The organism is Pseudomonas sp. K5002, from assembly GCF_013386655.1.
GTDB lineage: Bacteria > Pseudomonadota > Gammaproteobacteria > Pseudomonadales > Pseudomonadaceae > Aquipseudomonas.
In genome coordinates, this window is the sequence record NZ_JACARK010000342.1 from 345 (window position 1) to 11782 (window position 11438).

Genomic DNA, 11438 nt, shown 5'->3' on the forward strand with positions numbered 1-11438 from the left:
CAAGCTCCCTCGCCACGGGGAGGCGGGGGCTCTTAGAGCTGGCCGCTCAGGCCAAAGCGTTTTTTCAAGACAGTCTCCAGCAAGCCCTTGGGCAACAGCGCCGCCATCCACGGCAATGCCCGGCAACCATTACCCGAGCGCAACAGGCGCGGCGGCGTGGTCTGTTGCACGGCCTTGAGCACGTCTGCCGCAAACTGGCTGGCGGGCGTAGGCCGATCCTGGGAGGCCTTGGCCCGGGCGCGGATGCTTTCGCGCAGTGGCCACCAGGGCGACTTTTCATTGATCAACAGTTCGGCCTGGGTGCCGGCGTTTTTTGCAAAACTTGTATCGATGGCACCCGGCTGCACTTCCATCACCCGCACGCCAAACGGTGCGAGCTCCATGCGCAACGCATCACTCAAGGCATGCACTGCGGCTTTCGAGGCGCAATACGCACCGGCGAACGGTGTGACCAACACGCCGGACACGCTGCCGATATTCACCACCAACCCTTTACGGCGACGCAGGGCCGGGAACAGCGCCTGAGTCACGCCGACCACTGAGAATACGTTGGTCTCGAATTGCTGCTGCATTGCCTGGGTGCCGCCGTCGAGCAACGGGCCCATGGCGCCGTAGCCGGCGTTGTTGATCAGCACATCCAACTCGCCGACCTGTCCGGCCAATTGCGCCAGTGCAGCGCTGTCGTTGACGTCCAGTTGCACCGCGTTAAAGCCGGCGCTGGCGAGTGCCGCCACATCCTCGCTGCGCCGGGCGCTGGCCCACACGTCAAAGCCGGCTTGCTTGAAGGCGTCCGCCAGGGCACGGCCAATGCCACTGGAGCACCCGGTGATCAGTACGTTGGGCATGGATCAGTCCTTTGTCGTTATCAGTCAGAGAAGCTGCCTTGCAAATGCTCGGCACGAAATTCCAGGGTTTGCGGGCGGTAGCCGGGGCGCAGCGGCGGCACTGGCAGGCAGTCTTCCCAGGTGGCGCCGGCCTGCAGTTCGCCGGGGCCGCGATAGCGCGGGGCAGCGTACACGTTGTCTGCCAGGTTGACCGTATCGCCCGGCGCATACGCGGCGATGCGCCAACGCAGTTCGGTCAGCGGTACGTTGTTGCCGTTGTTCAAGGTGAGCTTGAGCGGGCGGTCTGCCGGGCATTCTTTCGGCGCGTAGACGGTACGCAGTTCCAGGCGTGCCAATTGCTGGGCCTCGCGGTTGTCCAGCCACACCACCCATACCGCCACCAGGCCCAGGCCGACGGCGGCCGCGAGGGAAACCGGCAACGCCCTGGCGGGGTAGCGCAGCAAGAGGATCAGCCAGGTGATAATCAGCAAGACACCAAAGAACATGGCAACAACCTCGAAAACGGAACGGGCATCCTAACCAAGCGTAGGTGGAGTTGACCATCTTCGGGTTCCCCGGCCCCAAAGAAAAAGCCCCCGGCCCACCGGCTGCGGATAGGGGACGCAGTCGGTGGGGCGGGGGCTTGTTGTGCTGCTCTGTTTACTGCGCGATGGTTTTCACCGACACGCCACGCTCGATTGGCGTGGATCGACCGTAGATATCTTCAAAGCGCTCGATATCGTCTTCACCCAGGTAGCTGCCGGACTGCACCTCGATAATCTCCAATGGAATCTTGCCCGGGTTACGCAAACGGTGCACCGAGGCAATCGGGATGTAGGTGGACTGGTTTTCGGTGAGCAGGAACACGTTCTCGTCACAGGTGACTTCGGCGGTGCCGCTGACCACGATCCAGTGTTCGGCGCGGTGGTGGTGCATCTGCAACGACAGGCACGCGCCCGGTTTCACCGAGATGTGCTTGACCTGGAAGCGCCCGCCCATATCCACCGAGTCGTACGAGCCCCATGGACGGTACACCTCGCAGTGGTTCTGGGTTTCGCTGCGGCCCTGCTCGTTGAGGGTGTTGACCATCTGCTTGACGCCCTGGACCTTGTCCTTGTGGGCAATCATCATCGCGTCCTTGGTTTCCACCACCACGATGTTTTCCAGGCCAATCACCGACACCAGCTTGCCGTTGCCGTGGATCATGCAGTTCTTGCTGTCCTGGATCACCACGTCGCCCTTGCTGACGTTACCGTTGGCGTCTTTTTCATTCACGTCCCACAGCGATGCCCAGCAACCCACGTCGCTCCAGCCGGCAGTCAACGGCACCACGCAGGCCAGTTGGGTTTTTTCCATCACGGCGTAGTCGATGGAGTTGTCCGGGCAGCAGGCGAAGGTGGATTCGTCGATGTCGATGGTGTCGGCGGTTTGGTTGCTGCGTTCCAGGGTCAGCAGGCAGGTGTCGTAGATGTCCGGGTCGTGTTTTTTCAGCTCTTCGAGGAAGCGGCTGGCACGGAACAGGAACATGCCGCTGTTCCAGAAATAACCACCGCTCTTGACGAATTCGGCGGCGCGTTTTTCATCGGGTTTTTCCACGAACTGTTGCACGCGGCTGACGCCTTCGGGCAGCAGCGAATCGTTGGTCGACTTGATATAGCCGTAGCCGGTCTCCGGACGGGTGGCCGGCACACCGAACAGCACCATTTCGCCACGCTCAGCCGCCACAGTGGCCAGGGCCAGGGCGCGTTGCAGGGCTTTCTGGTCATCCAGCACATGGTCGGCGGGCAGCACCAGCATCAGCTCGTCGCGGCCTTCGTTGACCAGCATCATCGCCGTCAGGGCCACGGCCGGCGCGGTATTGCGGCCGAACGGCTCCATCAGGATGCGCTGGGTTTCCAGTTTGCGGGCAGCCAGTTGCTCGTTGACGATAAAGCGGTGGTCCTTGTTGCAAACCACGATGGGCGCGTCCATGCCGTCGAACACCAGGCGCTCCAGGGTTTGCTGGAACAAGGTGTGCTCGCCGGTCAGGGCCAGGAACTGCTTGGGAAACTGTTTACGCGAAAGCGGCCAAAGACGTGAGCCGCTACCACCGGAAAGGATTACTGGGATCATGGTGTTTCTCCTTGAATCAAATTTGGTTAGAGCCTGTGGGAGCCGGGCTTGCCCGCGATGGCATCACCTCGGTGTACCTGATACACCGAGTTGTCCGCATCGCAGGCAAGCCAGCTCCCACAGGGGGCAGCGTCAATCTGAAAATCTAATCAGCGGGTCGACACAGGGCGTTTCACCCACACTGGCGACAGGTTGGCGCCGGTGCCGGTGACGTACAGCACTGCGGCCTCACCGCGTTCCAGAGCTACCGGCTTCACGTCGCCGACTTTTTTGTCGCCTTCATACAGCGCCAGGCTGACCTTCACCGGGTTGATCTCGCGCTCGCCACGGCCCTTGGCGGCCACGGCCTGGACCACGTCGGTCTTGCCATCGGCGGTTTTCAGGGTCAGCGACTTGTCACTGAGGTTCTGCACGCGCACCAGGGATTTCTGCTTGTTCTTGAACGGCGGTTCTTCGATCAGTTGCGGTTGGCCGCTGCCGCTGCTGACCAGGGTGTAGTAGTGGTCGGCGGCGAGCTTGACCGGCAGGGTCTGGCTGCCGACCTTGGCGCTGTAGTCACCGCCCGGCATGAAGCTGAAGTCACTGCTGGCCAGCGGTGCAACCTCGTTGAGGTTGGTGCTGCCGACGGTGGCGCTGACTTCCTGGTTGCTGGCGTTGTACACCCGCACAAAGCTCGAGCCTTTTGGCGCGACGGGACCGTAGAGGGCGGCGTCGCCACCGGCGAAGGCGGACATCGAAACAACGCTCATGCCGGCGACGAGGGCAAAAGTTTTTGCGAGGTTAGTAGTGAAAGTCATGTGAGTTACCTCTCTTTCAGTTTTGCGCCCGGTCGGGCGTCTCGGAGTTCATGTTTTTAACGGTGGGGGTGTTGATAGCCATGTTCTGTTGGCGCATACCGGCTTGTTTGAGCTGCGCAACCCACTGCGGGTCGGCATCGCCGATTTCGTTGTTCACAGGCAGATAACGCTCGGGAAACTCCCAGATCAGCACCTGTGGCGGGCTGTTCTTGAAGTCGTCGCTTTTCAGGTAGCTGAGCATCGGCAGGATCGGGCCGTGGCCGTCTTCGGAGTAGTTGATGACGTCGCTGCCCAGGGCTTGCTTCAGCGCGCCGACAAAGTTCCAGTTCGGGTTGGCGCTGTAGCTGGTGCCCACCAGGGCCACCGGGTTTTCACTGTCGGTGAACAGCGCATCGTCGCCTTTGGTTTCAGCCAGGTGCGTCACGCGTTTTTGCAGTGGCTCCTTGGGCGGCATCAGGTTTTCGAACAGCGGGTCCAGCGGCAGGAACAGGCGCAGGTCGCCCTTGTGTGGCTCGGTCTTCTCGGCTTCGGTGACAAAGCGTTGAGGCTCGCCGCTCAGGGGCGTTTTGTTGGCAATTGTCTTGGCCAATTCTTTGGCCGCCACTTCAGCGCCGTCCGGGGTCCAGTGGGTGTCGGTGCGCAGGAACACTTGCTGGCCGTGCAGCTTGGCCTGTTGCAGCGGGCCCATCAGGTCAGGGGCGACGATCTTGTCGGCGGCCATGCGGGCATGGAAGTCCTGGTACAGACCGGCGCGGATGCTCGCCGGCTGCACTTCACCCAGGTGTTCCGGGTACAGCCGCACCTTGGCTGGCACGATCGCCATCACCAGTTGGATACCCTGGGCCTTGAGCTTCTGGCGCACGCCTTCCACCAAGGCGTAGTTGCCTTGCAGGTTCTGGTCTTCGTTGACGATGGGGTTGAATTCCTCGTCGCTGTACAACCAGTGGTCGCGGCCAATCACCACGCCAGGGCGGCCTTCGTTGAACAGCTTGTAGTCCAGCGCTGCCCAGAGGTTGGTGCCCAGGCGCTTGATCGGGAACTGGTCGTCGTAGTGGGTCTCGACAGCCTTGGTCCAGCGGCCGTTGAGCACGGTGGCGTCGGCGTTGGTGCTGAAGCCCAGGAAACTGCGCATCGACCAGGCGCCCAACGCCAGCAGCACGGCGAGGAACAAGGCGATGTAGAGGACGCGTAATGAACGGGTCATGGTCGGCTCCCTCAGAACTGGAAGTAAAGGAACGGCGAGAAGCTCTGCGCCGAAAGTTTGAGAATCGACGCCACGAACAGCAGCAGTACTGCGGCGCGCATGGCGTAGCGTGGCCAGGTGGCGCTCCAGTAGGCCGGTTGCACGGTGGCCTCGGTGCCCACGGTGTAGCCGGGCTCATGGATGCTGCCCGGGTTGTCGCCCGGTACGGCCTTGATCAAGCCCGGTTGCGCAGTCGCCGGGCCATCGGCCTGGGTGTTCACCGCAGGCTTGGTTTTTTCCGGTGGGCGGTTGCTGTAGAAGTCCCGCAGGCCGAAGAACGCCAGGGTTGCGTACGCCACCACCAGGGTTGCCACTTGCAGGCCGGTGAGGCTGGCGCGGTTGAGTTCCGACAGCGACCACTCGCCGAAGCTGAACATCGCGCCGTACATACGGCCGGCGACGTGCAGGTTTTCCGAGCGGAAGATCACCCAGCCCATCACCACCAGCAGGAAGGTGAAGGCCCAGCGCACAACGTTGAAACTGCGCGGTGCGGTGTTGAGGCCGATGGCTTTTTCAATCGCCAGCCACATGCCGTGCCAGGCGCCCCACACGATGTAGGTGATGTTCGCACCGTGCCACAGGCCACCGAGGAGCATGGTCAGGAACAGGTTGCGGTAGGTGGTCAGCGTGCCTTTACGGTTGCCGCCCAGGGTGATGTACAGGTAGTCACGCAGCCAGGTGGACAGGCTGATGTGCCAGCGCCGCCAGAACTCGGTGATCGACTGGCTGATGTACGGCTGCTTGAAGTTTTCCATGAAGCGAAAACCCATCATCAAGCCCAGGCCGATGGCCATGTCGCTGTAGCCGGAGAAGTCGAAGTACAGCTGCGCGGTGTACGCCAGTGCGCCGAGCCAGGCATCGCCGGTGGTGGGGTTTTGCAGGGCGAAGCAATGATCGGCGACCACCGCCAGGGTGTCGGCGATAAACACCTTCTTGATGAAACCCTGCATGAACCGCGTGCAGCCCTCGGAGAATTTATCGAGGGTGTGGGTGCGGTTGTTGAACTGGTCGGCCAGGTCGCGAAAGCGCAACACCGGGCCGGCAATCAGATGCGGGAAGATCGCCACGAACGCCGCAAAGTCGATCAGGTTGCGGGTGGCCGGGGTGTCGCCGCGGTACACGTCGATGATGTAGCTGATGGACTCGAAGATGTAGAACGAGATCCCGATCGGCAACAGCACGTGGGTCAGGATGAAAGGCTCAAGGCCGGCCGACTTCATCATCAGGTTGATGCTGTCGACACCGAAGTTGGCGTACTTGAAGTAGCCGAGGATGCACAGATCGACCGCCACGCCCAGCAGCAGCCAGCGCTGGGCCGGCCTGGTGCGCACGCCTGCCGCACCGACCTTGAGGCCGATCCAGTAGTTCCACAGCGTCACGGCGGCGAACAGCGCCAGGAAGTCCACTCGCCACCAGGCGTAGAACACATAACTGGCAACCAGCAGCAGCAGATTGCGATAGCGTTGCCCGCTCAGGTAGTACAAGCCGAGGAAGATCGGCAAGAACAGGAACAGGAACACATTGGACGAGAAAACCATCCCGATCTCTCCATGTTTAACCAACAGTCAAGGGCCAACGGCCCCCCCAAACCCCCCACCGAAATGAGAGGGCTATGTGATCGTTCCCACGCTCTGCGTGGGAATGCCTCACTGGACGCTCTGCGTCCGCTTTTGGGACGCGGAGCGTCCCTGGCTGCATTCCCACGCGGAGCGTGGGAACGATCAGCGACTAGCTGCCTTTGTTGCCTTTCTCATGCGCCGGGTCGAAGACCTTGGTCAGGTCACCCCCCAGGCGGAACGTCTTGAACGGCTGCATCCCGTGCTTGCGCTCGATCACATCCGGGGCGCAGGTGTAGAGGGTGCAGAAGGGCTCAAGCCAGGCAAATTTCATGTCTTCCTTGAGGTCCTTCATGTCCTGTTCCTTGCCGTTCTTCTGCTCGAAGATCTCCGGGTCTTTCACCCCGGCCAGCACCTTGTCACCCAAACGTTTCAACGCGCCGTTGTTTTCCTGGCGCAGGTCCACACCGTTCACCAAGGCAAAACTGGCGATCATCGCCAGCGGCGGCAGGGCGTAGTTGTGGTACGACAGGGCTCGTTGCTGACGCTTCAATTCGTTGGGCAGGAAGCCTTGGGCATCCACCTGGTTGGCGCCGACCTTGTATTCCTTCACGGCCCAGTCAAACAGGTCGCGGCGGTTCACGGCGACGGAGGTCGCCATCACCGACCAGGCAGCCCAGTAGGAGTGGTTGTTGGTTTTATCCAGCGGCAGGTTGTCCCAGTCGCTCACCACCTGGTCGGCCATTTTGCTGAACCAGGCTTCGATCAACTGCGACTCCTGCTGGTGGTTTGCCAACGGATGAGAGTCGGAGAACTTCAGGCGCACATAGGCCGACGCCATGCTGCCCAGTGCCCATTTGCGCATGGACTTGCCGGTGTGGTTGAAGTCCTTGGACATCAATGCATCGGCCTTGGCCCAGCTCGTGAGCCAGTTCAGCGTGCATTCCAACTGCTCCGGACGGCCGTCGCGCATGAATTGCATCACGCGCTTGCTGGTGTCTTTTTCCAGCTTGGTGATGTCGGCGGTGCTGTCGCGAAAGGCTTTTTCGGACTGCACATTCAGGGTGGAACGAGCCTTGTCCGAACCTTCGTACTTGCTGCGAAACTGCAGCGAGCCGGTGTACGGCGCGGGCATGGCGTCGCAGTCATTCTTGAAGTCGCCGGTCTTGAATGCTTCCACCGGGGCGAAATAACCCTGGGGCGGACGCAGTGGTGCGGCGGCGTTGACTTGGCCGGCAAACATCGCCAGGCCCAGCAGCGTTGGAATCAATAACTTCTGCATAAGTAACCTCATTGCCCCGTTGAAGCAGTCTGTTGACCACCGGCGGGGAATACGTTGCGTGTGCAAATTTTCGCTTCGACTTTCTGCGCGGCCTGGCCCGCTTCAGGGCCCTGCACTTCCACGGCCAGCAGGTTTTGCGTGGCCCAGTCTTCATCGGTGCGCAGTTCAAAGGCGAAACGCCCGTCTGTATCGGATGTTTCGGGTTTCTCGATCTTGATGTCCTCGTGGCGCCCGTTCATGTACCAGAGGGTGGCTTGCAGGGTTTTCACCGATGGGTCGGCGAAGCGGATGTCGACCTGGTGACTGCTGTTGCGCAGGTCTTTGTTCGAACTGTTCACCAGCAATTCGTTCTTGCCGGGTTTCAGCGTGGTGCTGGCGCTCATCTGGGCGGTCTTGCCTTCACAGCCGTTGTCCAGCAGCGACATCATCTGGCGGTAGATGGTCTCCTGGTCCAGGCGATACAGCGGCGAGAATTCCCAGATCAGGATCTTCGGCGGGGTCTTCTGGAATTCTTCGCTGCCCAGGTACTGGATCATCGAGCCTTCCAGGCCGCCACCGGGGAAGGCGACGTTAAGGATGTCGGCACCGATTTCCTGTTCCAGGAAACCGGCGAAATTGTAGTTCTTGCCACTGTGGCTGGTACCCACGAGGGTGATCTGCGGGTTGCCGGAATCACCGAACAGGTCGCCGTCTGCCGCTTCGCCCTTGGGCTCGGTGGTGAACTGGTCCATGTACTGGATCGCGTAGCTGGTGCCGCACAGTTGCCCGGCCATGTTGTGCAGGGTGCCGGTCTTGCCCATGCGCCCGGACCGTTTGGTCTCGAATTCGCGCTGCGGGATGCCGGCAAATTCAGGCATCGCCCGCACTTTCGCGCCGACGATTTTGGCGGTGCGCTGGGCGCCGTATGGCGTCCAGTGTTGGTCGCCGCGGAAGTAGAAATCGTGGGCCGGCAATTCATCCGGCAGTTGCTCGTTGGTCAGCGGCGACAGGTCCGGTACGACGTAGCCCATCTTGGCGAAGCGCCCGAGCATGGTCTTGTAATTGCCCAGGGCCTTGTCGAAATCGAACCTGGCTTTCTCTTCAGGGTTGAGCTTGTTGCGGTTCACCAAGCCACGGGTCGGCTGGTAGACCACCACCAGTTCCACGCCCTTGCTCTTGAACGCATCGTGCAGCTGCTGCATGCGTTTGTAGCCGGCGGGGCTGGTGTCGAATTCGGTGCGCAGGTCTTCCTGGGTCCGGAACAGCCAATCGCCCTGGGCTTGCACCAGGGTGGTGAAGTTCTGCTGGTAGCGCGTGGTGTAGTTCTTCGCGTCGTGGGCGGCCGGGCACAGGCTGCAGCACGGTTCGGCGGTGAAGGTTGGCGCCTTGATTTCGTCGGCGCGCACGCCCTGGCTGGCCGCGAGCAGGCCGAGGGTCAAACCCGAAAGGCTGAGCAGTTTGATCATGTGTGGGTGCATAAAGGTCATCCTCAGTCCTGCATTTCGGTCTGGCGTTCGACAGGGTCGATCAGCACGGCTTTCTTCTGGCGTACCAGCAAGTCGAGGATCTCTTCCTGGCGATCGCCAAGAACGCCCGAGAAGCTGATGCCACTGGATTTGGTCGGCGCAAGCATCGATACGCGGTACAGCTCGACGCTCAACGGCGAGTCGATGGACAGCGGCCCGCTGCCGTTGGCGGCCAGTTCACCGCCGACCACGATCAGCGAGACCTTGGTGTCGAACGGGTCGAGGGCGATGTCGCGGTCGGTGTCGGTCAAATCCTTGATGTGGCCGTACACGCCGGTCAGCCCGTTGGCCATGGCAACGTTCTCGTACAGGCGAATGTTCACGCTGTTACGCACGCGGATGCCGTGGCGACGGTTGCTGATCACCTTGTTGCCCCACAGCAGGTTATCGCCGCTCTCATAGAGGGTGATGCCGTCGGTGTGGTTGCGGTAGATCTCGTTGTCGGCGATCAGGTTGTTGACGCTGTTACGGTCGATCACCAGGCCCGAGAGCTTGTTGTCGAAGCTGCGGTTGTTGAAGATGAAGCTGTCGTTCACTTCCCGGGAAATGATGATGCCGTGCTTCTTCTTCGTGCCGTAGACGGTGTTGTCGGTGATGATCAGGCCGTGTGAACGGTCGTGGGGGTCAATGCCGTAGACGATGTTGTCCTTGTAGGTATTGCCCTTGAGCACAAAGCCGGTGGTTTCGTAGCAGTAGAAGCCGTACCACATGTCCGAGAACTCGGAGTCGACGATCCAGCCCGTCGGTTCAGGACGCTTGAGCACCTTGGCCATGTTCGGCGTGTATTGGGAAATACTCACGCCATACGACTTACTGTTGGCGTAGCCGAAACTGGCCATCTTGCTGTTGGCGATGTAGGTCTCGGTGCCGCCCCAGGCCAGCAGGAACGGACGGAATTCCTTGGGCGACTGGAAGGTCGCCGGGCCGTTGGTCTTCTCGCGCCAGCCGGTGATTCTGGTGTCACGCACAAACAGTTGGCCGTCGTTGATCAGGAACGAACCGGCTTCCTGGGACAGGCGCAGCTCTTGAGTCTGCTTGTCGATTTCGAGGATGCCTTTACGGCCCACCACGATCGGCAACTTGGCCAGGAACACCCCCGGCGAGGTTTCGCTGAAGTACTGCTTGGGCACTTTCTTCAGCAGGTCCTTGAGGTTCATGTAGCCGTCGTCGACAAAGATCGCCTGGGGAATGCCGTGCTGGCGCACTACCCATTCGGCCATCTTGTTGTCGCCGCCGATGAAGTCCTTCAGGGCGTCTTCCTGCATCATCCGGCGGATGCTGATTTTGCCTGGCTTGGTACGCACGATCTTTTTCGCGATATTGGCCGCGGTGTAGCCGGACACGTCCGGCAGCGCAGGCTTGGCCATCTCCAGCGGCTCGGTCGGCGGGCTGGAGATGGTGTAGGTCTTGGCCTGTTGCAGCTCTTTGGCGATGGTCGGCGCTTTGTCGGCGAAGGCCGAGGCGCTGGCCAGCAGCATGGCCGCGACGAGCAGGCTTTGAGACTTCATTGCGCAGGCTCCCATCAGAACTTCCAGATCACGTCGACAAAGGCGCGATGCATGTACGAGTCGACCTGGCTGCCATAGGCGTCGCCCGGCTTGAACACGCCTGCACGGAAGCGCACCAGGGCCGACGGCTCGTCGATCGACTGGCTGAGCCCGGCCGGCAGCAGGCCTTTCTTGAAGTACTTGGTGACCACCAGGTCCATCTCCTGGCCGAGATCTTTCTTGCCGTCTTCAAGCGGCAGGGACGTGCTGGACAGGATCGCGCCGGTCACGTCATCGGTGTTGTTCTGCACGGCATCGATGCCGTTGCTGCCCACCGGCTTGTTGCCGTCTACGCGCCAGAACTTGTGGTACACAAGGCTTGCGTCATAGTCCTCGCGCAGCTGCCAGGACCCGAACAGGCTCATGGACTGCATGTTGTTCATCTCGCCGCGAAACGCTTCGCCGAAGCGGTGGACGCGGGACTGGGTACCGGTCCAGTTCGAACGGTTGCTTTGCAGGCCGTTCTGCTCGTATTCGGCACTGGCGCGGGAGTAGGCCGCGCCCACTTGCCACTGCGGGTCGAGGCGCAGGCGCACACCCAGGTCGGTGGCCCAGCCATTCACGTCATCGCT

General features: G+C 61.3%; 10 protein-coding genes. All 10 read right to left on the reverse strand.

The window, feature by feature from the left end; all coding sequences use genetic code 11:
- Positions 1-32: 32 nt before the first annotated feature.
- Positions 33-845 carry an SDR family oxidoreductase gene (locus HX846_RS16730; protein WP_134327298.1) on the reverse strand — a complete coding sequence of 271 codons (813 nt, stop codon included), beginning with the start codon at positions 843-845 and terminating at the stop codon, positions 33-35.
- A gap of 20 nt (positions 846-865) precedes the next feature.
- Positions 866-1330 (reverse strand): hypothetical protein, encoded by a 465-nt coding sequence (locus HX846_RS16735; protein WP_003216273.1) that lies wholly within the window; start codon positions 1328-1330, stop codon positions 866-868.
- Between the two features lie 154 nt (positions 1331-1484).
- Entirely contained in the window at positions 1485-2936 is a 1452-nt protein-coding gene (locus HX846_RS16740) for a mannose-1-phosphate guanylyltransferase/mannose-6-phosphate isomerase (RefSeq protein WP_003216275.1), read from the reverse strand.
- A gap of 149 nt (positions 2937-3085) precedes the next feature.
- Positions 3086-3733, reverse strand: a complete 648-nt coding sequence (locus HX846_RS16745) for an alginate O-acetyltransferase AlgF (protein WP_008434181.1) — start codon at positions 3731-3733, stop codon at positions 3086-3088.
- A 16-nt stretch (positions 3734-3749) separates the two neighbouring features.
- Entirely contained in the window at positions 3750-4937 is a 1188-nt protein-coding gene (locus tag HX846_RS16750) for an alginate O-acetyltransferase (protein WP_177020475.1), read from the reverse strand.
- An 11-nt stretch (positions 4938-4948) separates the two neighbouring features.
- The gene (locus HX846_RS16755; protein WP_087692834.1) at positions 4949-6514 is read right to left on the reverse strand and encodes an MBOAT family protein; all 1566 of its coding nucleotides are present in this window, start codon (positions 6512-6514) and stop codon (positions 4949-4951) included.
- 190 nt (positions 6515-6704) lie between these two features.
- Positions 6705-7814, reverse strand: a complete 1110-nt coding sequence (locus HX846_RS16760; RefSeq protein WP_177036206.1) for a mannuronate-specific alginate lyase — start codon at positions 7812-7814, stop codon at positions 6705-6707.
- An 8-nt stretch (positions 7815-7822) separates the two neighbouring features.
- On the reverse strand, positions 7823-9271 hold the full coding sequence (locus HX846_RS16765; protein ID WP_076014451.1) for an alginate O-acetyltransferase: 1449 nt from the start codon (positions 9269-9271) through the stop codon (positions 7823-7825).
- Positions 9272-9282: 11 nt separating this feature from the next.
- Positions 9283-10842, reverse strand: a complete 1560-nt coding sequence (algG, locus tag HX846_RS16770; protein ID WP_032899433.1) for a mannuronan 5-epimerase AlgG — start codon at positions 10840-10842, stop codon at positions 9283-9285.
- Positions 10842-11438, reverse strand: a 597-nt coding sequence (locus tag HX846_RS16775; RefSeq protein WP_178965744.1) for an alginate export family protein, incomplete at its 5' end; no start/stop codon positions are given. The genes algG and HX846_RS16775, both read right to left, overlap by 1 nt.